Below are 22,425 nucleotides of genomic sequence, written 5' to 3'. Positions count from 1 at the left end.
GTTACAGACTGAAAAGGTTTTGCACAAACCATGCCGTTCACGGCACAGACAGAAAATGGAGGGGAACATGCAACCCGCTATTCAGCACCCTGGTTCATCATTTCCCAATGGACTGGATAATGCGTTCGCTGCGCTTTTTGACCAGACACAGACGCTGGGCTTTGACGCGGTTATTTATGACTACACACCCGTCCCCCGTTCACTGGAAGGGGAATTGATCACGCCGTCATTGTTACGGATGCACAACGTACCGGACGATATGCGCCAGCGCTGGTGCGATCAGGGCTATTACCAGGTTGACCCGGTACAACACTGCGCACTGGAAAGCTGCGCGCCTTTTGTGTGGTCTTATCAACGCCCGGATTACACCTCTCTGCGCGGGCGGCTTAACGACCAGCATAAACCGGTGACTCATTACATGCGTGACCACGATATGCCATGCGGCGCAACTGTACCGCTCCACTTGCCTCAGGGTGGTTTTGTCACCCTGACCGGTATCCTGACCGCACCCCATCAGGAACGGGATGTCATTGACAACCTGGCGCAACTGACCTTTATCGCCCACCGTTTCCAGGAAAGCGCATTCCCGCTATTCGATGCATCAATGCTGACCTGTCGCCATGTCAAACTCAGCAACCGCGAGCGCGAATGTCTTACCTGGTCCGCAGAAGGGCTGACAGCCAAAGAAATTGCCCGCAAGTTACACCGCTCAGTAGCCACCGTAACATTGCACCTGAACACCGCGGCGAAGAAACTGGGAGCCAGTAACCGGGTTCAGGCGGTGGTACGCGCATTGCACTACCGTTTACTGGACAGTTAAGAACTAGCATTTTTACTAGTATTCACTGCATGCGGCTGCGTTCTACCCTGAGCAAACATTCACATCACAGGGTAAACAGCAGCCATGTATACCATCCAAGAGGGCTATGCTCCGTTTCGGGAATACCAGACCTGGTTTCGTATTTGCGGCAGTCTCCATACGGGGCGCACGCCTCTGGTGGTCGCCCATGGTGGCCCGGGTTGTACCCACGACTATGTTGATGCTTTTCGTGATATCGCCCGCACCGGACGGCCTGTTATTCACTATGATCAACTCGGTAATGGTAACTCCACACACTTGCCCGACATGCCCACAGATTTCTGGAACCCGGCACTCTTTCTGGAAGAACTGGATAACCTGCTTAAGCATTTAGGTATTGAACAGGACTATGCGCTTCTGGGGCAATCCTGGGGAGGGATGCTGGCAGCCGAGCACGCAGTACGCCAGCCTGCCGGACTGAAAGCACTGGTCATCGCCAATTCCCCGGCATCTATGGCACTCTGGTTGTCGGCGGCGGCCAGACTACGTTCTGAATTACCACCAGAGGTTCAGGCTACCCTGCTGGAGCATGAAACCGCAGGCACACTGAACAGCGAAGCCTATAAAACCGCCAGCCAGGTATTTTACCAGCGCCATGTTTGCCGACTCGACCCCTGGCCGGTGGAAGTGCGCCGTACTTTTGACGCTATGGATGAAGACCCTACGGTTTACCACGCAATGAACGGACCGACAGAATTTCATGTTATTGGCACCATGAAAGACTGGACGATTATCGACCGGTTAAGCGCCATTAACGTTCCCACCTTATTGATTTCAGGCCGTTACGACGAAGCCGCCCCCGAGGTGGTACAGCCCTTTGCCGACAATATTGCCGGTGCGCAGTGGGTTATTTTTGAAGATTCAAGCCACATGCCTCATGTTGAAGAACGCGAGCAGTGTATGAAAACCGTCAGTAACTTTTTAACCGCCAATTTATAATTTTTAGCGCCAACACCACTCCCTTGCGGTTTCATTGAACAGGATGAAACCGCTACCTGCCAAAATCTGCCTGGCTTTCCCTGCATTCAGGTTGATTTAGCGCAGTTTTTTTCGAGCAGTTCTCCTGCAGAATTAAAATGCGACTCATAATTAATACACTAATTATTTAGCATACTTACCAGGACACTGGAGGGAGGGCATCATGCTCAGGCAACTCAATGTATTATTGGACAAACCCGATACTGGCAAGCTCCTGTTACGCCTGGCTATCGGTTGTATGATGTTGTTTCACGGTATCCACAAAGTGATAGACGGCATTGGGCCAATTATCAACATTGTGGAAAGCCACGGTATGCCAGGCTTTGTTGCCTGGGGCGTGTACCTGGGAGAAGTGGTGGCACCCGTTCTGTTGATAATCGGCCTGCTGGTTCGCCCGGCGGCGCTGGTGATGTGCTTTACCATGTTATTCGCCTGGTTGAGTACAGACCCGGGGCTGATTTTCACCACTACCAAAGTGGGTGCATGGGGGCTTGAAGAGATTGCGTTATTCTTTTTTGGCGGTATTACCATTGCGTTACTGGGGTGTGGCCGGTTCAGCCTGGTGAGCAACCCGGCATTGCGTTAATCGGGTGCGCCACCGCCGGGCAAACTGGCGGTGGCGGGTAATCACACCTGGTTATTCGTTGATATGCGGGTGTTGCTGAACCAGTTTGGTTCGTTTAGCCTGGAGTTCAGCAATTTCTGCATCAATTTCCTCAATTTTCTGCTCAATGTTATCGTGGTGCTCTTTGAGGATCTCTTTGGCTTCCTGAATGTCCGATGCCGCAGGCGTTGCGCCTTTTAACGGTAAATTCGCGGTTTCTTTCATCGTCAACCCGGTAATCAACCCAATCACGGCTATCACCATCAGATACCATGCTGGCATCATCAGGTTACCGGAGGTTTCCACCAGCCAGGCAGCAAGTGTGGGAGTCAGCCCCGCGATTAATATGGAGATATTGAAAGCACTGGCAAGCGCACTGTAACGAATATGCGTGGGGAACATCGCCGGGAGTGAAGAGGCCATTACCCCGGTAAACGCATTCAGTATCACAGCCAGAATCAGCAACCCGGCAAAAATTAACCCAATCACATCGCTGTTAATCAATTTAAACGCAGGAATCGCCAGTACTAATAAGGCAATACTGCCACAAATCACAAACGGACGACGACCAAAGCGGTCGCTGAGCAGCCCCATAACAGGTTGCACAAACAGCATCCCAATCATGATGGCGATAATAATCAGCACACCATGGTCTTCCGAATAATGCAGGTTGTGGGACAAATAGCTCGGCATATAGGTCAGCAGCATGTAATAGGTGACATTAGTTGCAATGACTAACCCAATACACGCCAGCAGGCTGCGCCAGTGCTGTGTGGCGATTTCTTTAAATGAAATCTTCGGCCCTTCCTGTAACCCCTGGCGGTCGCCCTGTTCAAGCTTATCGACATGTTGCTGAAAGGCCGGGGTTTCCTCCAGGGCATTTCTCAGATAGAGCCCAATAATCCCAAGCGGCAACGCCAGGAAAAAAGGCAGACGCCATCCCCAGGCCATAAAATGATCCTGACCAACAATGGCGGAAATCAGTACAACCAGGCCAGCCCCCAAAACAAACCCGGCGATCGACCCAAAATCCAGCCAGCTCCCCATAAAACCACGCCGCCGGTCCGGCGAATATTCAGCCACGAAAATGGAAGCCCCTGTGTACTCCCCGCCGACCGAAAAGCCCTGCGCCATTTTGCACACTAACAACAGCACTGGAGCCCAAACCCCAATCGTTTCATAACCCGGAATTAAACCAATACCGAAAGTACTGAGCGACATAATCACTATCGTAATAGAGAGAATTCGCTGGCGACCATATTTATCACCCAGCATGCCGAAGAACAGCCCACCCAAAGGGCGAATTAAGAAGGGAACAGAGAATGTCGCTAAGGCTGCTATCATCTGCACCCCAGGGCTGGCATCCGGGAAAAAGACTTTACCCAGCGCATAAGCAACGAAGCCATAAACACCAAAATCAAACCACTCCATAGCATTTCCTAAAGACGCTGCGGTAATGGCTTTTTTTAATTTAGCATCATCAATAATCGTGACATCGCTCAGGGCGATTGGCTTAATTTTTTTCCTTGCTCGTATCATTTGTATCCTCTTTTTTTTATTAACTATTTTCCTCTTACAGGCAGGTTTACAGAACCCTGTAGCCGGGAGCGATTACACGCATTCCCCTTACATCACACGTTCAGGTGAATGGTTACAGAATAGCAGATTCAGGGCATTACATTTGCCCAGATAGTAAGCAAACAAAATAACTCTCTAAAAAAACAAAAGAACAACCAATTGAATTTAATGTAAAAAAAATGAAAAACCTGAACATATCTGATTTTGCAAACGTTCACCAGGAGCAGTCTCAAACACCTGAATAAAATAAGGGTTTTATTCCACCCCAAATACCCATTCCAGACAAAAAAATTACTTCATTTTTGGCGGCAGATAATTGACGGGTATTTAACCGGGATTATCAGAAATAGAATAAATGCCAGACAAGCCAAATATTGATGGTTATTATTGCGCAGACGGTTACCCATTCTGCCTGGTGGCCCGGGGCTGCAATCTTCTGCAGGGCTGGTCTCCGCCAGAGGTATGTTGCCGGAGCAGGCACAACGTGCAACTCACGAAATCGGGCGCCAGTGGGTACTGAACAGACAGAATCAGCTTTATTACTGGCAGTGATTTTTCGCCAGAAAACTAAGCGTTGTTGGGAATAAACAGAGCAAACCCGCTACCGGCATACCGGAAGCGGGTTACGTTATCAGGGCTGGTAACTCAGGTTAATTGGTGCATCAGGCAGATGCGTAAAGTGGGTTACGATATAGTGGTAATCGGCTGTTGGGTCGATATCTTTCATCGCTTCAGGGTAGAAAATCTTACCCAGGATCTCCAGGCCAATAATATTCCACGGGTGGTTATAGAAGTGGTGGTAAATTCCTGCCACATGCCCGGCCTGCACTGCCGGAATACCAGCGACTGCATTACGTGCCAGTAAAGCATCAAACTTGGTTTTAATGGCCGCCGGGTCCGTATTGTAACCAAACGGGATCAACGGGTTCTGCGCATTACCGCGTTTGGAACCGGTCATCAGGTAAAAATCCGGTTTCATGGCAATAATTTTCTCCGGGTTGATGTACCCACTGGCGCCCGTTAACAAGGAAGAGCCAATGTTACGCCCACCCGCGGCTTCCACCAGCCCACCCCAGCCATTGTGCCCATGGGTAAAGCAACAGGCTCCGGATGTGCCGCCAATACCGGCGATAGGTTCAATAAAGACCTCGGGCTTTTTCTTTTGCACGGCAACAATCTGCTGGAGTTTAGCCAGGCGCTGTTGGTAGAAATCGGTATAGGCTTTTGCCTGTGATTCCCGGTTCAGAACTTTGCCTAACAACGTAATACTGGGCAGCGTGTTTTGTACCGGGTGCAATTCGTAATCAACAAACAATACCGGAATATGCAGCTCTTTTAAGCGCCCAAGCACACCGGTTTGTTCCAGCGCAGGTTTTGCCCGCAACTGCGCAATCATCAGGTCTGGCTCACTGGCAATGACCGTTTCATTATTGACTTCGCCCTGGTCGGAGAACCCCATATCCGGTATTTTTTCCGCTGCCGGCCAGGCCTTACGCAGAATATCCCAGGTTTGTTCATCTTGTTTCTTTAACAAGTTATTCCAGGCAATGACCCGGTGAAACGGGTTATCCCGGTCCAGCAAAGCCAGCGCCATCAGGTCGCGCCCGTCCTGCAAAATAATATGTTGCGGTTCGTGGTTCAGTACAACTGTACGGCCATCGATATCTTTTACGGTTAGTGGATATTGCGTGGCAATCGCCGCGGCAGGAAGCAGCACCAGAGCCATCAAGCAACTGTGCAGTAACCGGCCAGCCCATTGTTTAATCATCTTCAGTCACTCATCCCTTAACAGGTGTACTCACACCCATAACCCATTAGCTGGGGAATATAAATCAGAATGAGAAGTATTATCACAATGAATACATAACTGCAAAGAAACTTAAGGAAAATCTCATCGATTATTGAGTGATTGTTGAAGTCATATCCAGTTCAGGTAACCAGTCAGGTTCAGGATACTGGCATGGCGGCACTGCATTGTTCATTGAGCCAGCAAAACCACAACCTACCGGAACCATGCGGATCCCATACCTTACCTGGCACATTTCCCCATCCCCGTTTTCAACCAGGCCAATGAGAAAAGGAATATCCCCCCTGCAAGGCGGGCAAATAATGCTGACAGCCAGGTACACGCCACACTCAATGGGTTGACATTTCATACTGTATGACAGGCAACAGGCGATACCCGGCACGCAAAAACAACGCAGAAAAATGCTCAGGTACTGAGACTGCCGAAGTAAGGTGCGGATAATGCATCGCCAGGGCAGATAACATGGCACATGCTTCACCCTGGCGGCGGAATTCAGGTGCCGTATAGATAAAACGCAGTTGTGGTACACCGCCCAGTTCACTCACCACCGCGGTACAATGGCCGAGAACCCATGCCTGGCAAGGTAGCCCACAGAGTGTTTCTGGTGCCAGCATCCAGGGAAGGTCCGCCAGGCCCTCAGCACAGACAGCCGCCAGCAACTGGCGAGGATCACAGGTTTCACTCAGCAATGATTCACCAGACAGGCCGTTGCCCTGAGGAGCAGTAAACCCCACCAACCGCTGTGTAATCTGAAACCCCAAAGACTGATACAGGCGAATTGCCGGAACATTGTTAACCAGCACTTCCAGGCATAATGTACGGGCACCCTGTTCCCGAATGCTGCCGAATAACTTGTTCAGGCAAGGCCTTGCAACCCCTTTACCACGCCAGGGTTCCGCCACAGCAAAAGCCGCCAGCCTGGCTCCCCACCCACGGCGCGCCACCAACCCAACAGCCACCGGCTCCCCCCGGGAAAGCCATACACCAGAATCCGCAAGACAAACACCTTCAGCACTGAAACGGCGCGTAAAAACCGGCTCCGAAAAGGAAACCGGAACGGTGTAGCCAGTAAAGCAGGCATTCAGCAAATCACAAAGTTGTGTACTGCTCCAGGTACTCGCAAGGCTGAATTCCGGTTGCATAGTTCAGTTCCCTTGAATGGAATAGTTCTGTTGAATGGAACAGAGATGAGCATAAGTTAAAGCCGGTCATCTTTCATCTGCCTCCATTGTCATTTTGCGCAGGATTTCTCATTTTTTACTTAGTCTACCTGGCCGTACCCGATTGCGCTTGTTCGCCTGTAGTTACTGACCATATGGGTAAAAAACTTATGCCTCCCCTGGGTGCTTCACGGCAGACCGCAAGCCGGCTGGAAGGCTCTCCACTATACCAAAAGCCCCCAGACACGAGGCGGATGAGGTGGCGGATGAGCTCCATACCTGAAAAAACACTGGGGCTGGCTGTCGGATGTGGCCAATGCGGGAAATCTTCTGCTGACCCGGCAACTGCATAACCCGCCACAGATGTTTATGGAGAATATTCACAAACCAGCCTGTGCCCGGGCGAGTCATTAGATCTCTTTTTGCCTCAGGCTTTAACCAGCCAGTTACAAACACCCTGCCACGGAGTCAATTCCCCGTGGCAGGGTATTATTTTTAACCCAGCATCGCCTGGTGAAAATCAATTTCCCACGCCAGCACATCCCCATATAACTGGCTGAGCCGCTGCTTTTCCTGCCCGGAAAGCGTTAAACCGCACTGGTCCACTTCCTGTTTTAACCAGCACGCCTGCTGGTAAAAAGCATCATCCGCATGCATAGATAACCAGTCGTGCAGGTCTTCATCGTACTGTGCCCGTGAAGCAGCACGCGCGCACCAGTGGTAATACATCCACTCGGCGCCAAACATCAGAACCATGATATCGGCGTACCCGCCAGTACGGGCGGCCTGTAGCATGCCATCACGAAACCGAATAAACCCGGCAGGCGCGGGTTGCCAGTGCTCAGCAACCACACCGCGCTTTGCCATTACGCGTTCAAACCAGCCAAGTTGAGTATCCACCAGGCCATTCAGCCCCTGGATTAACCGGCGCTGGCGTGATACATCCGGCGCATGGCTCAACCCCTGAGCCAAAATTTCCACCGCACTGAACACAAACTCCCCTTCGAAAACCAGGTAGCGGTGAAAAGCGGTTTCCGGCAAGGTTCCCTGCTCTATGGCCTGAACAAAGGGGTGTTGCTGCATCTCGTTCCATACATCACTATGCCCGGCCAGCAGTTGGTCACTGAATGCGGTCATCAGGCCTCCAGCGCGGGGCGTGCCGCTGCCATAAACTTCACCACCCGTTCACGTTCTACCGGGTTCCACCAGACGCCACCTTCTTTCAGCGCACTGGCAACAATCACGCCCTGTGTACGGCCTAAAATGGTCGCCACGTTGTCCGGCGTCACACCTGAGCCCACCAACAAAGGCAGCGACGTGGCACTGCGAATATCGTCAATTTCACTCAATGTGGCGCTGTCACCAGTACGTTGCCCGGTGGCAATCACTGCATCGGCTTCAAAAAACTCAACATCGCGGGTTAGCTCAGCAACGGAGCGGTCTGCCACAATGGCATGGCTGCCATGTTTAACGTGGCTGTCGGCAAAAACACGAATGTGGTTCGCCTGAAGTTGGTTACGGTAGCGCAGAGCTTTTGCCGCGGCCCCTTCCACAAAACCTTCATTGGCAATATAGGCATTAGCCCACTGGTTAACCCGTACAAAATCGGCCCCGCACGCCAGCGCCGTCGCCAGAGCCGGAATAGCAGCATTAGCCAGCACATTAATCCCCAGGGGAACAGAAAAACGTTGGCGGATATTATCGGTAATCACTGCCATAAATGCCGCTGTTTCCGGGCCAATATCTTCGGGTTTGGAAAAAGGAATATCGCCATGGTTTTCCACAATCAAACCATGAACACCACCTTCAATATAATTTTCAGCGTCACGCAGTGCACGCTCAACAATACCACTAAAAGCTTTGCCATTATATTTTGGCGCACCAGGAAAGGCTTCACAATGAATAACACCAATCACTGCTTTATCTCGTGAAAAAATATCTTGAATTGCGCTCGTTTTTGTTGCTGATATAGAACCCATGTTAACCCTCTAAAAAAGGAATCGGCTATGCATATCTATGTTGCCGGGAATATTACTGTCGATGAAACCTGGCAATGCTCTGCCTTACCGCATAAAGGTGAATCGTTGCACGGAAAAAAAATAATGGCCGATACTGGCGGCAAAGGTGCAAACCAGGCCATTGTTTTATCCCGCTGTGGATTACCTGTAACGTTAATTGCCGCAAGGGGAAATGACCACTACGGAGAATGGATTTACCAACAACTTCAGGCCGAAACATTACAGTTATTTCCAGAAACACCATTACCTGTTCACACCGACACCTCAATTATTTTCACTACCAATGATGACGACAACGCAATTATTACCAGTTGCGATGCCGCCAGTGCACTGGAAACAGCAACCATTACTGCATTACTGGAAACAGCTCGCCCGGGTGATGTACTGGTGCAACAAGGTAATTTCACACCGGAAAAAACCCGGGAATTATTTACCTGCGCCCGGCGCAAGCAGATGCTGACTGTTTTTAACCCTTCGCCTGTCCAGGAGGATTTTCGCCAGTTGTGGCCCCTGGTGGACATCGCCGTCGTCAACGAGCATGAATCCCGTTTACTGCAGCCCGACACCGCTCACACCCTGGTGGTGGAAACGCTGGGTAGCCAGGGCTCCCGGTTACACGCCCACGGCCACACAGAGCATGTTCCTTCGGTGGCTGCCACCGTGGCCGATACCACTGGTGCTGGCGATACATTTTTGGCGGTGATGCTGGCCTCTGCACTGCTGCGCAACACCCGGCCAGATGCCCTTGCCCTGCATCATGCAAGCCAGGCGGCGGCTATCACCATCAGCCGCGCAGGAACACGCCAGGCTTTCCCGAGCAGGGCGACACTGGCGGCGCTACTGGCACAAGCCGGGTAGCGCTGCCAGTGGGTTATTTAAACAGTGGGCGGAACGTATCAACGTTCGCTTTTGTCACCACAGTTGCCGGAACAAGGATGTTCTTACTGACAGTCTTACCGCTGTTAATCGCATTCAGCGCTTTCACCGCTTCCTGGCCCATTTTTTCCGGGTCCTGTTGCAATACAGCAGTCACGTAACCGGCATCAATACCACTAATGGCACGGGCGGTGAGATCCCAGCCAAACACCTTGATTTGGCTCTGTTTTCCCTGGTTTTCCACTGCGGCAATCGCCCCCAGCAATGCGGGTTCTCCAGTGGCATAAATAGCCGTCAAATCCGGGTTACCGGTTATCAGGTTTTCAGCCGCGGTCATGGCGTCATCCTGGATATTTCGGCCATCGACTACATCCGCCACACTGATGCCTTTATGGCCTTTCAGTGTTTCTTCAAACCCTTTCTGGCGCTGGTTCTGAATCGCGGAGTTAAGTGCGCCGACAATACCAACGCGAGCCTTGCCAGCGGCGTTTTTATTAATGTAATCAACAAAGAATTTGCCTAAAATTTTGCCACCTTCTTCATTATTCACCCCAACCTGAGCAGCCTGAGGCCCGGCAGGCAATACCGCATCAATAGCAATGACAGGAATATTTTTCGCCGCGGCTTCTTTAATAGCGGGCATGATGCCATTCACATCAATGGCATCAACCATAATGCCTTTAACACCCTGTTCAATATAGTTTTCAATGGCATCATTTTGCGATACAGGGTTGTCGTTAGCATTAAAGATAACTAAATTTTTCCCGGTAGATTTTGCTTCTTCTTGTGCGCCTTTATTCATCAGGTTGAAAAATAGCGCCTGCTGGTTAATTTGCACCAATGCATAGCCCGGCGTTGCCGCCATTGCTTTACCGAACAAGAGTGCAGAAAGTATCAGTGCGCCAGAAATAACATTTTTTTTGCTGGTGTTGAATAACATTGGTCATGCCCTCGTCAGAAAAATTATGAACTTGTTTACAAAGTAACAAGGTGTATTTTGGCGGGACAAATAAAGAACACAGACGCCAAAAATGGGCCTGCGAGAGAAACGAAACTTGTTTTCTCAGGTGTTCCTTAACCAAAGAAAACACAGCAAAGGCAACGTCGGGAACAGGTTATTAAAATTCGCGCTTTAGCATCTCTTGTCAAGTGCTAATTTTCATCGCCCGGAAAAGGTGACAAAACGCTATATTCCTGAGCGCTATCTGTGTTACTGATATGAACACTCAATACGATAACGGCGATCATGACCAAAAAACGGGTTGTTCTTTCAGACGTTGCAAACCTGGCAGGGCTGTCGAAAGCCACTGTCTCACGCTACCTCAACCATAATCTGGTGTTGCCTCAGGAAACGGCAGCGCGGATTGAGGCAGCCATTCGTAAGCTGGATTACCAGCGCAACAGCCTGGCACGCCGCCTGAGCAAAGGTGGCAGTGAAACACTCGGTCTGGTGCTGCCGGATATCACCAACCCTTTCTTTGCTGAACTGGCCGATGCCGCCGAAGAAGCCGCCTCTGCACAAGGTTACAGCCTGGTGCTGTGTGTCACACGGAATAACCCTGAAAAAGAACGGCAGTTTATTCGCTGGCTGGATACCTGCCAGGTCGATGGCCTGTTGTTTACCACCAACCGCCCGGATGACGGCCTGCTGCGCCGCGAGGTGCAGCACCACCAGCGGATAATTTTGCTCGATGAAGACATCCCGGGCAGCCAGGTTCCGAAAGTGTTCGCCGACAATCAACAAGGTGGGCGCCTCGCAACAGAGCAGTTAATCCGCGCCGGGCACCGCCACATCGCGTTTGTTGGTGGGCCGGATGCCCTGATGAGTGTACGCGAACGCTACCTGGGTTTTTGTGAAGCACTGGCAGCTGCGGGCCTGTCATGCCCACCGGAATGGGTGCTGTATGGCGAATACCAGCGTGAATATGGTAGCAAAGCGCTGGATCAGTTATTCCGTGGTGCACAATGCCCCACGGCGATTTTCGCGGCCAGTGATTACCTGGTATTAGGCATTCTTGATGGCTTACGGGCACGCCAGCTTCAGGCTCCTGAGGCCCTGTCACTGGTAGGGTTCGATGATGCCAGTTACGCTAATTTCACCCAACCACGCATTTCCACTATCCGCCAGCCTGCTCACCAAATGGGGCGCACGGCGGTGCAACTGATGTTGCGTCTACTTAACGGCGAAACCGTGCCCGAGCATACCCGTTTCCCGGTTGAATGGGTTGCCCGTGATTCCATCATGCCGCCCCCCGGGCTGCGCTAATTGTGTGCAATGCCTGCTCAGTTTTAGCGCAACACGCCCTGTTAAGACATCACTCCCATCCGCTGCTTAGTAAACCGGTTTACTAAAAAATATCAATTCTAATAATTTAAATTCAATAGGTTATAAAAATATCAAGTGGGCATTTTTTAACCTGGCATGGTTACTGCTTGGGTAAATGCGGCGAACAAGTAACGAACACAGCAAACCTGACGGATGGTCGTCACCATTAAGTAAACCGGTTTACAAGAAGTGGACCGGTGTGGCGACCATCCGAATACGCAACGTCATCTACCGTCACACGACATTGGGAGTAATGGCATGCAACAACAGGCAGTCCCGGCAAGAGTCGAGATGATGAATATCACCAAAACTTACGGCTCTATACGTTCATTACGTGGCGTAAACCTGCGCCTGGCCCCCGGTGAAGTTCTCGGGCTGGTCGGCGATAATGGTGCGGGCAAATCCACACTCACCAAAATCCTGTCGGGGGCTGTAGTCCCCACCAGTGGGGCAATTCGCATTGATGGTGAAGAACACAGTTTCCAGACCCCGGCGGATGCCCGGCGTTGCCAAATAGAAATGGTTTACCAGGACTTATCACTGTGCGACACCGTTGATGTTGCCGGCAACCTGTTTATGGGCCGCGAACCAATGAAACAGGTGTTGGGTATTCCTTTCCTGGATGAGCAGCGCATGCACAAAGAAGCCCAGGAGATGCTCAGGGGACTGGGAATTTCTATTCCGGATACCCGGCTAATGGTGCGTAACCTGTCCGGTGGGCAGCGCCAGGCCATCGCCATTGCCCGTGCAGCGGCGTTCAACCCTAAAGTGCTCATTATGGATGAGCCCACTGCCGCCCTGGCCGTTGCCGAAGTGGAGGCCGTGCTGGAGTTGATCAAACGTGTCAGTGCCCGTGGTGTCAGCGTGATCCTGATAACTCACCGCTTACAGGATCTGTTCCTGGTCTGTGATCGCATCATGGTGATGTACGAGGGCACCAACGTTGCCGACCGTCGCGTTGCCGAAACCAGCCTGAGCGATATCGTCAACCTGATTGTTGGCGAGAAATTCACCGCCCACTCCGCTCAGGCTCATTGAGGGGATAACCATGAGTACCATTAATATGTCCAGCCCCCGCGTCCTGCAGCACAGCCTGCCCAAACGCATTTTGCACAACCACTCCGGCGTGGTGAGTATCGCGCTATTTTTCGTGTTCTGCTGCCTGGTGTTCACGCTCATCACCAACTACTTTCTGACTGGCAATAACTGGCTGAATATTATCCGCCAGACTGCGCCACTATTGATTGTCGCCAGCGCCATGACCTTTGTGATAACCACTGGCGGTATTGATCTTTCCGTAGGATCCACACTGGCTCTGGTGGGCGCGCTGTCGGCTATTGCGCTGAATCACTGGGGCCTGCCCTGGCCTGTCGTATTTATTGGCGGCCTGGCGGTTGGCGCACTGATAGGCCTTATTAATGGCTTTTTCATCGCCCGTGAAGGGATCCCCGCGTTTATTGTCACGCTGGCAACGCTGGCGGTCGTTCGTGGTGTGGCACTGCTGATAACCCAGGGCTATTCCATACCGGTTCCGGCCGGGAGTGGTTTTACCTTTATGGGCAGGGCATGGGTGGTTGGCATCCCAATGCCCGCACTGATCGGTATCGCGGTGTTGATCATTGCCCATTTTGCGCTGAACCATATGCGTTTTGGCCGCTATGTCACCGCGATTGGTGCAAATAACGAAGGTGCACGCCGCAGCGGAATCAAAACCCAGTCAGTGACGATGCGTGTTTACATGCTCAGTGGCATGGCCGCGGCACTGGCTGGCATGATAATCACCGCCCGCCTCGGTAGTGGCTCATCCAACCAGGGCGAAGGTTTCGAACTCCAGGTTATTGCCGCTGTGGTGTTGGGCAGTACCAGCCTGTTTGGCGGGTTTGGCACTATCATCGGCACTTTGTTGGGCGCGCTCTCCATTGCGGTTATCCAGAACGGCCTGATCCTGTCCCATATTTCACCGTTCTATACCCAGATTGCCACGGGCTGCATCATCCTGCTCGCCATCTGGCTTAACACCCGCATTCTTAACCCCACCCGTTCTGCCGCAAAAGGATAGCTCATGAAGGGTTCAATTTTTCGCCACCCCACACCGCTGCCCGTTGGTGTGAACAGTGGCAGTGTGATGACCGTGCTCGGGCCACTGCCTGTTGGGGAAATGGGCGTCACACTGATGCATGAACATATTTTGCTGGATGCGGCAGGCAAGTGGGTTCCGCCGTGCTGTTGCAGCGACCGTCATATTGCCGAAGCGCCGGTCAGTATCGAGAACCTTGGGGAATTATCGCTTAACCCGTTAATGAGCCGTGATAACTGCCAGTTGTTCGATGCAGATGTCGCTATTGAAGAGCTCATGAAATACCGCGCGCTGGGTGGAGAAACCGTAGTTGACCCAACTAACCTTGGCATTGGCCGGGATCCCCATGCGTTGCAGCGTATCTCGCGGCTCACTGGTCTGAATATTGTGATGGGCACCGGGTTATACCTGGAGCCATCACACCCGGACTGGGCCAAAACCCTGGATATCCAGACGCTGGCCGACAAACTGATTTACGACCTGGGCGGTATGGATGAAAAACCAGACGTGATCGCCGGGTTAATTGGCGAAATTGGCATCTCCAGCCGCTTCACACCGGAAGAAGAGAAATCGCTGCGGGCTGCCGGGCGCGCCAATGCCGCAACCCAGGTCCCCATTGAAGTCCACCTGCCGGGTTGGGAGCGGCTGGGCCACAAGGTGCTGGATATTCTGGAAGAAGAAGGGGCAGACCTGCGCCATACCGTGCTGTGCCACATGAACCCCAGTTTTGCCGACAAAGCCTACCAACACAGCCTGGCGAAACGGGGCGCGTTTCTGGAGTACGACATGATTGGCATGAGCTACTACTATGCCGACGAATCTGCCCAGTCGCCTTCCGATGAAGAAAATGCCCGTGCTGTTCGCGAACTGATTGACGCCGGTTTTATTCACCAGGTGCTGCTTTCCCAGGATGTGTTTTTGAAAACCATGCTCACCCGTTATGGCGGCCATGGTTATGGCTACATCCTCAAACATTTCGTGCCCCGCTTACGCCGCCACGGCGTTACTGGCGAACAACTGGAAACACTAATGATAACCAACCCGCAACGCGTATTTGGCGGGTAACAGGAGTTTATCCATGCAAAAGTCTGTTTTACTGGTCGGCGAATCCTGGACCAGTAGCGCCACACATGTAAAAGGGTTTGACCAGTTCTACACGGCCACTTACCACACCGGGGCTGATGCTTTTCTCGTGGCACTGAAAGAGAGTGACTACCAGGTCACCCACATGCCCGCGCATGAGGCCCAGGCCCAGTTTCCCACCACTCTTGAAGCATTACAGGCGTGGGATGTGATTATTTTGTCCGACATTGGTGCGAACACCTTGCTGCTGCACCCGGACACCTGGCTGAAAAGCCGCCGAACCCCCAATCGCTTAACGTTACTGCATGATTATGTTGCCGGGGGCGGGAACCTGATGATGGTTGGCGGTTACTTCAGCTTTCAGGGTATCAATGGCGGTGCCCGCTACCGCAATACCGCAGTCGAGAAAGTTTTGCCGGTGCGCTGCCTGCCCTGGGATGACCGGGTAGAAGTGCCGGAAGGCGCCAGCGCAGAGTGCATTACCCAACACCCGGTGCTGGACGGGCTGGCAGGCGAATGGCCGTGGCTGCTGGGCTATAACGAAGTCGAAATGCACCCGGATGGCCAGTTGCTTGCTACCGTATCTGGCACCGGGCACCCACTTTTGGCGGTGCGGGAATACCAAAAAGGCCGTACTCTGGCCTGGACCAGCGATATGTCTGCTCACTGGCTCCCCGATGAATTTTGCCAGTGGGACGGTTACCGCCGCCTGTGGATCAATGCGCTGGACTGGCTCACTCAGGCCCGCTCATGACGACACCACTCATCGCCCTTTCCCGGCAGTTACTCGGGTTCAACACCATAAACCCGCCGGGCAATGAACACGCCTGCATGGCATTTCTTGCCAGCCACCTGGAAGAGCGCGGGTTTGAAGTAAGCCTGTTACCCTTTGGCGAAAATCGTACCAACCTGGTTGCCCGGTTACCGGGCGATACTCAAGGTGCGCCACTTGGGTTTACCGGGCATCTGGATACCGTGCCGCTGGGCCAGCAACAGTGGCAGTATGACCCGTTCGGCAAAGATATCGTGGGCGGCCGCCTGTATGGGCGTGGCAGCAGCGATATGAAAGCCGCCATTGCCGCATTTATTGGTGCCTGTGATGCACAACGGGCGGCCATTCGTGCTGGTACGGGGGTCACCTTGTGGCTGACCGGTGGCGAAGAAACCGGGTGTGATGGTGCGCGGGCATTGCTGGAGTCGGGCCTGGCCGGTACCGCGCCAGGAGCGTTGATTGTGGGCGAACCCACAGCCAATTACCCGGTGATTGGGCATAAAGGTGCGCTCTGGCTGCGGGCAGAAACAACTGGCAAGACAGCCCACGGAGCCATGCCTGAACTGGGTGTCAATGCCATCTACCTGGCGGCAGACGCACTGCAAAAAATCCAGCATTTTTCACCCGGGCCGGATCACCCGTTAATGCGCCACCCAACTCTGAATGTTGGCCGCATTCACGGTGGGCTGAACATTAATTCAGTCCCGGACCGCGCTGTGTTTGATGTGGATATCCGCACCGCCCCGAATCTGAGCCACAGTGATATCTGCCAGCGGCTGCATCACCATATTGGCGAACATATTCGCCTGGAAGCGCAGGTCGACCTGCCCGCCGTTCTGACGGACCCGCAAGACCCGTGGATTCAGGCGGTTTTCGCGCTCTGCCAGCCACTACATGGCACACCACTTACACCGCGAATCGTGCCTTACTTTACCGATGCCTCGCTGCTGTTACCTGCGCTGGGAAATCCACCCTGTATTATTCTCGGGCCAGGGGAACCCGCCATGGCACACCAAACGGATGAATATTGTGAGGTGAACAAACTGGAACAGGCACAAAGCCTGTATGGTGAAATCATTGCGGGCTGGATGAAAGACCCCATGGCATCATCAGCGTAAAGACGCCCGCACACACCACCCAGCCTAACACACAGGCCATCTTTCAGAATGGCCTGAATACCTGGTCTGATTTTTACCCCAAAAGGTTGCCCCAGCCCTTGGCTGACAGGTACATTTCACCCTCTGGCAGACCCGTTCCATTCCGGGCGTTATGCTGTAGGCTTCCTGCAGTCTTTCTCCACGGATTCATTTACCCCTGAGTGATACCCCTTACAATGAAACACTTCTCCACCACTCTGGCCTGGATGAAGCAGACAGAGGCACAAATCAGGCAGGCAGATGCCACAGCGCTAAAGGAAATTATGCAACGCCTGGCACCGCCAGGTATCTGGCTTACACTCAAAACTTTCTGGCCCAGCCCCCCCGGTCTGGCAAACGTGCTGGCTGTGTGTCTGGTTTTATACACCTTCGTTATCTTGCAACTTAAACTATGGGCGGCAATTTTTAACTTTGTTGGCTGGCCTGTATCTGCTTTTTTTTACCCATATTCTGCCGTTCGGTGGCTGCTTTCTGGTGTTGATCATTGCTATGGGGATTGCTGGCGTGCGTGGATATATTGGCGTGCTGAAAAGTATCCTTTTTATGGCTGCGGGTATCGCCATCATTGCCACCGGATTTTTTACCTGTACCTGGGGGCGGTTTTTGTATGGGAGGAATATTCAGATCTGGGAATTAGTCGCCTCAACATCAGGTGCAGGGTTTACCGGGCTAAGCTTCTGGCTACTCAGCGCCCGGCGTTTTCGCACACTGGCGCAAGTGGTTCTGTATCACCATGCAGAGTTTAAACAGGCACAACTGGCTTCACTCCCACCGAAAAAGCGGGTGCAGCAAACCTCGCTTGTGAAGAGAATCAGCCTGAAACACTTCTCCACCACTCTGGCCTGGATAAAGCAGACAGAGGCGCAAATCAGGCAGGCCAACACTCAGGAATTAGCTGCATTGGTTGGCACTCACTCACTGGATTCCGGCAGTAAGCACCCAGATGCTCCCTATAACCTGGCCCTGAATGCCGGGTTTGCCTTGCTGAGTTATCTCCTTGCTCATGGGATGTTCTGGCAATGGCTATGCCATCTGTTTAACTGGCCTGTTCAGATACAGATTATTGGTATGCTTGCGCTCCCTGCCTTGTTTATTGCCAGCTTAATAACATTACTCAGCTTTTGTGTCCGGGGGTACTACCGGGCAATGAAAGGCTATTTAATTCAGTTTGGTGTGACGGTGGTGATAGTGGCCGGGTATGTGATTTTCGCCTGCCTGTATTCACTGGCAGGGCAAAGTGACAGTGCGCATTCTTATCTGCTCACGGCAGTTATCGCTCTGGGTGGGATTACTTTTAGTTACGCCATGCTGAATGCTCGCCGTTTTCGCACTGTTGCAAATATGGCACTGTATAACCGGGCTATGCGTAAACAAACTGAACTGGGTATTCAGGCACGCCATGCAAAGCAATTATACAGCCAGCGCGCCAAAGAACGCCGCCGCCTGCGGCAAAAGAAAACCAAACAGCCTTAACAGAAAACCGTGTCTGCTGTTAAGGCCGGTGACCAGTATCCGGCCCCAACAATGGCTACCAGGAGAGAAGCAACACACGGTATTGCAGCGCTTCCAGTTGTAACTCTAACGCCTGTATCACTGCAGGCGAAACAGGTTGCTGGTCATTGCGCTGTACCTGTAACTGGTTCAGTTGGTTTTCGAGCAAAGCCTCCTGCATTTTTAAGGTTTCACGCATCTGGTAAACATGGGTTTTCAATGCAGAAATCGTCATATAAGGCGTACGTTTATGCTCTGCATCCAGTAAGCGCTGTTCCAGGTCAATTAGCTGCTGGCTTAGCCGCTCATAAGAGTGATTAGCAGGATAAAGGGCCACATGCTTTTCGGCCTGCTTGCGCCATTTTATATACCATGCATTATCAGGCCATAGCTGGTGAGAATAGTATGCCGCACGGGAATTACCCAGCCCCCAAATACCTCCCATAAACATCACTGCAACCACCCCACCCAAAGCCCCCCATATACAACGCGCCCGCCATGTCAGTAACGGGATGCTGGCTGTGCTGCTGTCAGGCTGCGCCACTGGCTCAACTGGCGGAAGGGGTTGGGGTACTCTCTCCGACGGCGCGGCATTTTCCAGCCAGCGAAACAGCACCTTAAATTCGCTGGCAGACACCAGTTGGTGAGCCACGGCCTGGTGGTATAACTGATCCACCACTTCCAGTAACTGAATACGCGAAGCCGCACTGCGATTTTTCCCTGGCAAGGCATAAATAACAGGCAACAGCTGTGAACAACACCACTCCAGCAAATTGCGCCGCAAGTCCTTTGCCGCCAGTGGCGGCCAGCAAGGGTTTTGTTGGCTCACCAGGCCTTTTACCAGTAACTGGAGCGAATGTGTCAGACCTTGCCAGCCATGGCACTGGCAGGCAATCATGCAGTACCAGACACCACTTTGCAGGTCATACCCATGCTGGCGAAACAGCGTGTGGCACTGTTTTTCTTGCTCCAGCCACCATGCCCGTTCGCTGGCATGCTGCTTCCAGCGGCTCATATTGTGGCTGAGCTGAAGAAAAACCTGGTGGCAGCGCGGGTCGAAACAATTAAACCGGATAGCGGTTAAACTCTCATCAATTATGGCTGAGCGCATTTAACCTCCCGGCCAAAACGCAAGGTTATCCCATTTTTTCCCGCATCAATTTTTAGTGAACCTGAAGAACCACGTTTACCAATATTGCCAGCCAGACGCGGTAACAAGTGCTGATTAAGGACCTGATCGATGTCCCTCCCGCCACTCTGTTTCACCTGGCAGCGTTCCGCCACCCAGTTCACAACACGCCGGGTATAGACGGGCAATATCTGGCCTTCGGTCGCCTGCTGATACCGCTGACACAGGCACTGTAACTTCAGGTCAATAATTTTTCTCAGTGTCTCTGGTTGTAGTGGCAGATAGGGGATCAGCACCATTCTTCCCATCAGCGCAGGTGTGAAAACACGTTCAAACTCAGGCCGAATAAGTTGCACCAACGTCACTGGAGACTGTTCACCACGGTCACATGCTTCGGTCAGCTTGGCACTGGCGAGGTTGGACGTCATCAGAATCAGGGTATTACGGAAGTTAATGACCTGGCCTTCTGCATCTTCAATCAGCCCCTTATCAAAAATTTGGTAGAACAATTCCATGACATCCGGATGTGCTTTTTCTACCTCATCAAGCAAAACCACACTATAGGGGTTACGGCGCACAGCCTCTGTCAGTATCCCGCCTTGCCCGTACCCCACATAACCAGGAGGCGAACCTTTCAACCCGGAGACAGAGTGCGCCTCCTGGTATTCAGACATATTAATCGTGACCAGGCTATGCTCACCACCAAACAACAGCCCGGCAAGCGCCAGGGCTGTTTCCGTTTTCCCGGTACCGGATGGCCCGGCTAACAGGTAAACCCCTGCGGGTTTTAGCGGGTCGCCCAGCCCGGCGCGGTTGATGCGGATTTGTTGAGTTATCTGTTCCAGCGCATAAGACTGGCCAATGATGCGTTCTGCAAGACGCCCGAACAGCGCCTCGGATTGCTGGTGTTCTTTCTCCAGCATGCGGCCAAGAGGGATACCGGTCCAGTCTGCAACCACATCTGCCACACAGGTAGCATCCACGCATTCAAACACCATCGCGTGGTGTTGATGCCAGGCCGCCAGCGTTTCACGCCCCTGAGCCAGTTCACTGGCATCTTCACAGCGCAATAATTGTTGCACCAGTTCACGCTGGCGTTGCCATTCGGCCAGCAAACTCTCTCGCTGTTTTTGCAAAGTAACAGTCTGGCTCGCCAGTTTTACCTGGCGTTCGGCCCCGGATTGCTCCCGCACCAAAGCCTCATGCTCACTCTCAATAGCACGCAGTTGTACATTAATAGCTTCAATTTCTTTCGGCTCATGTGTCTGTGAAACGGCAACCCTGGCGCAGGCGGTATCCAGCAAGCTGACTGACTTATCAGGCAGTTGCCGCCCGCCAATATAGCGGCTGGCGAGATGAACCGCCGCGTGAATGGCATTTTCCAGTACAGGAATACCATGATGTGCCGACATTGCGGGGGCCATGGCGCGTAACATGGTTGTCGCATTCTCAATATCCGGTTCAGCGACTTTCACTACCTGGAACCGCCGTGTCAGGGCGGCATCTTTTTCGAAATATTTTTTATATTCTGCCCATGTGGTTGCAGCAACTACCCGTAACTCCCCCCTTGCCAGTGCAGGTTTCAACAGGTTAGCGGCATCATTTTGCCCTGCCTGACCACCCGCGCCAATCAGCGTATGTGCTTCATCAATAAATAAAATAATCGGCTGTGGGGCACAGGCAACCTCTTTGAGTAAAGACTGGAGACGATTTTCAAACTCACCTTTTACACTTGCTCCGGCCTGCAACAGCCCCAGGTCAAGGGTCATCACTTCCATATTTTTCAGCCGTGGCGGCACTGTACCGGCGGCAATACGCAGCGCCAGCCCTTCAACCAGCGCAGTTTTCCCCACGCCGGGTTCCCCGGTGAGAATGGGGTTGTTTTGCCTGCGGCGCAGCAAGATATCCACCATCTGGCGAATCTCCGCTTCCCGCCCCAGAACCGGATCAAGGCTCCCTGTGCGCGCCAGTTCACTCAGATTCCGGGTATATTTCGCTAAAGCGCCACTGGCACCAGACACAGCCCTCTCTGGAAGTGATGGAGCCTGGTCAGCCCCGGACGTACGCAGCAGCTGAAGCGCCTTATCCCGTTCGCAGTTCAGCGCATGTTGTACACCCGGTGCGCAAACATGCTCACCTTCATCATGTAACAAACTTGCCAGCAACACGGCAGGGTTAATCTGCGCCTGTCCCCAGGACGCACTGGCAAGCAACCAGCTATCGGTCAGCCATCTCTCCAGTTCCGCTGAGAACACCGGCATAGAGGCTGTCCCCCGGTTAATTCCATCGAGGACTTTTTGTGTCTCCGCCAGCAACATGTTTGCCGGCAACCCCGCCTGTAAGCCAAGAGACTCCAGCAGCGCACTCTCCTGCTGGATTAACGCCAGCAATACATGCTCTGGCATAACTTCCGCCTGGCGGCGTGACGCGGCATGGCACACGGCGGCATCCAGTGCGCTACGCCCTTCATTGCTGAGTTTACTCATAATAGATTTCAGATAATGGCTCAT

21 protein-coding genes are annotated in these 22,425 nt (G+C 52.6%); 12 read left to right on the top strand and 9 right to left on the bottom strand.

Annotated features, from left to right (window positions below; translation table 11 throughout):
• The first annotated feature begins 67 nt into the window (after positions 1–67).
• The 3 genes from A9B99_RS14400 to A9B99_RS14390 all read left to right on the top strand — a co-directional run bounded on the left by A9B99_RS14400 (position 68) and on the right by A9B99_RS14390 (position 2,423).
• Positions 68–820, top strand: a complete 753-nt coding sequence (locus A9B99_RS14400; protein ID WP_064598591.1) for a helix-turn-helix transcriptional regulator — start codon at positions 68–70, stop codon at positions 818–820.
• 84 nt (positions 821–904) lie between these two features.
• On the top strand, positions 905–1,798 hold the full coding sequence (locus A9B99_RS14395) for a proline iminopeptidase-family hydrolase (protein ID WP_064598589.1): 894 nt from the start codon (positions 905–907) through the stop codon (positions 1,796–1,798).
• Between the two features lie 202 nt (positions 1,799–2,000).
• A complete protein-coding gene (locus A9B99_RS14390; protein ID WP_064598587.1) occupies positions 2,001–2,423 on the top strand; it encodes a DoxX family protein in 423 nt (140 codons plus the stop codon).
• 51 nt (positions 2,424–2,474) lie between these two features.
• On the opposite strand, the gene proP is transcribed toward A9B99_RS14390, so the two are convergent.
• On the bottom strand, positions 2,475–3,977 hold the full coding sequence (gene proP, locus A9B99_RS14385; RefSeq protein WP_156519072.1) for a glycine betaine/L-proline transporter ProP: 1,503 nt from the start codon (positions 3,975–3,977) through the stop codon (positions 2,475–2,477).
• Between the two features lie 429 nt (positions 3,978–4,406).
• Between proP and A9B99_RS23885 the strand changes: the two genes are divergently transcribed.
• A complete protein-coding gene (locus A9B99_RS23885) occupies positions 4,407–4,571 on the top strand; it encodes a hypothetical protein (protein ID WP_156519065.1) in 165 nt (54 codons plus the stop codon).
• A gap of 79 nt (positions 4,572–4,650) precedes the next feature.
• Here A9B99_RS23885 and A9B99_RS14380 read toward each other — a convergent pair whose 3' ends face one another.
• The 5 genes from A9B99_RS14380 to A9B99_RS14360 form a co-directional block, all read right to left on the bottom strand.
• A complete protein-coding gene (locus A9B99_RS14380; protein ID WP_082917880.1) occupies positions 4,651–5,787 on the bottom strand; it encodes an ABC transporter substrate-binding protein in 1,137 nt (378 codons plus the stop codon).
• Between the two features lie 130 nt (positions 5,788–5,917).
• The gene (locus A9B99_RS14375) at positions 5,918–6,175 is read right to left on the bottom strand and encodes a hypothetical protein (RefSeq protein ID WP_064598583.1); all 258 of its coding nucleotides are present in this window, start codon (positions 6,173–6,175) and stop codon (positions 5,918–5,920) included.
• Positions 6,156–6,968, bottom strand: a complete 813-nt coding sequence (locus A9B99_RS14370; RefSeq protein ID WP_064598581.1) for a GNAT family N-acetyltransferase — start codon at positions 6,966–6,968, stop codon at positions 6,156–6,158. Before A9B99_RS14370 ends, A9B99_RS14375 begins: the two co-directional genes overlap by 20 nt.
• Positions 6,969–7,481: 513 nt before the next feature.
• A complete protein-coding gene (locus A9B99_RS14365) occupies positions 7,482–8,123 on the bottom strand; it encodes a TenA family protein (protein ID WP_064598579.1) in 642 nt (213 codons plus the stop codon).
• Positions 8,123–8,965: a BtpA/SgcQ family protein gene (locus A9B99_RS14360; RefSeq protein WP_064598578.1), complete on the bottom strand. Its 843-nt coding sequence runs from the start codon at positions 8,963–8,965 to the stop codon at positions 8,123–8,125. Before A9B99_RS14360 ends, A9B99_RS14365 begins: the two co-directional genes overlap by 1 nt.
• Before the next feature lie 27 nt (positions 8,966–8,992).
• On the opposite strand from A9B99_RS14360, the gene A9B99_RS14355 reads away from it, so the two are divergent.
• Positions 8,993–9,862, top strand: a complete 870-nt coding sequence (locus tag A9B99_RS14355) for a PfkB family carbohydrate kinase (protein WP_064598577.1) — start codon at positions 8,993–8,995, stop codon at positions 9,860–9,862.
• 13 nt (positions 9,863–9,875) lie between these two features.
• On the opposite strand, the gene A9B99_RS14350 is transcribed toward A9B99_RS14355, so the two are convergent.
• Complete coding sequence (locus tag A9B99_RS14350) at positions 9,876–10,820, bottom strand: ABC transporter substrate-binding protein (protein WP_064598576.1); 945 nt, start codon at positions 10,818–10,820, stop codon at positions 9,876–9,878.
• A gap of 306 nt (positions 10,821–11,126) precedes the next feature.
• On the opposite strand from A9B99_RS14350, the gene A9B99_RS14345 reads away from it, so the two are divergent.
• The 7 genes from A9B99_RS14345 (at position 11,127) to A9B99_RS14315 (ending at position 18,768) form a co-directional block, all read left to right on the top strand.
• Positions 11,127–12,146, top strand: a complete 1,020-nt coding sequence (locus A9B99_RS14345) for a LacI family DNA-binding transcriptional regulator (protein WP_064598574.1) — start codon at positions 11,127–11,129, stop codon at positions 12,144–12,146.
• Positions 12,147–12,497: 351 nt separating this feature from the next.
• Positions 12,498–13,244: an ATP-binding cassette domain-containing protein gene (locus tag A9B99_RS14340; protein ID WP_197499282.1), complete on the top strand. Its 747-nt coding sequence runs from the start codon at positions 12,498–12,500 to the stop codon at positions 13,242–13,244.
• A gap of 19 nt (positions 13,245–13,263) precedes the next feature.
• Entirely contained in the window at positions 13,264–14,265 is a 1,002-nt protein-coding gene (locus A9B99_RS14335) for an ABC transporter permease (RefSeq protein ID WP_197499281.1), read from the top strand.
• 3 nt (positions 14,266–14,268) lie between these two features.
• Positions 14,269–15,348: a phosphotriesterase family protein gene (locus A9B99_RS14330; protein WP_064598569.1), complete on the top strand. Its 1,080-nt coding sequence runs from the start codon at positions 14,269–14,271 to the stop codon at positions 15,346–15,348.
• Positions 15,349–15,361: 13 nt separating this feature from the next.
• Positions 15,362–16,120, top strand: coding sequence for a glutamine amidotransferase (locus A9B99_RS14325; RefSeq protein ID WP_064598567.1), 759 nt, complete (start codon positions 15,362–15,364; stop codon positions 16,118–16,120).
• Complete coding sequence (locus tag A9B99_RS14320; RefSeq protein WP_064598565.1) at positions 16,117–17,256, top strand: M20 family metallopeptidase; 1,140 nt, start codon at positions 16,117–16,119, stop codon at positions 17,254–17,256. Before A9B99_RS14325 ends, A9B99_RS14320 begins: the two co-directional genes overlap by 4 nt.
• 513 nt (positions 17,257–17,769) lie before the next feature.
• A complete protein-coding gene (locus tag A9B99_RS14315; RefSeq protein ID WP_156519063.1) occupies positions 17,770–18,768 on the top strand; it encodes a hypothetical protein in 999 nt (332 codons plus the stop codon).
• A gap of 55 nt (positions 18,769–18,823) precedes the next feature.
• On the opposite strand, the gene A9B99_RS14310 is transcribed toward A9B99_RS14315, so the two are convergent.
• Both A9B99_RS14310 and tssH read right to left on the bottom strand, forming a co-directional pair.
• On the bottom strand, positions 18,824–19,897 hold the full coding sequence (locus A9B99_RS14310; RefSeq protein ID WP_064598561.1) for a VasL domain-containing protein: 1,074 nt from the start codon (positions 19,895–19,897) through the stop codon (positions 18,824–18,826).
• Positions 19,882–22,425 carry a type VI secretion system ATPase TssH gene (gene tssH / locus A9B99_RS14305; protein WP_064598559.1) on the bottom strand — a complete coding sequence of 848 codons (2,544 nt, stop codon included), beginning with the start codon at positions 22,423–22,425 and terminating at the stop codon, positions 19,882–19,884. Before tssH ends, A9B99_RS14310 begins: the two co-directional genes overlap by 16 nt.

This window comes from Mangrovibacter phragmitis (assembly GCF_001655675.1).
Classification (GTDB): Bacteria; Pseudomonadota; Gammaproteobacteria; order Enterobacterales; family Enterobacteriaceae; genus Mangrovibacter; species Mangrovibacter phragmitis.
This window is presented reverse-complemented; position numbering and strand designations above follow the sequence as displayed.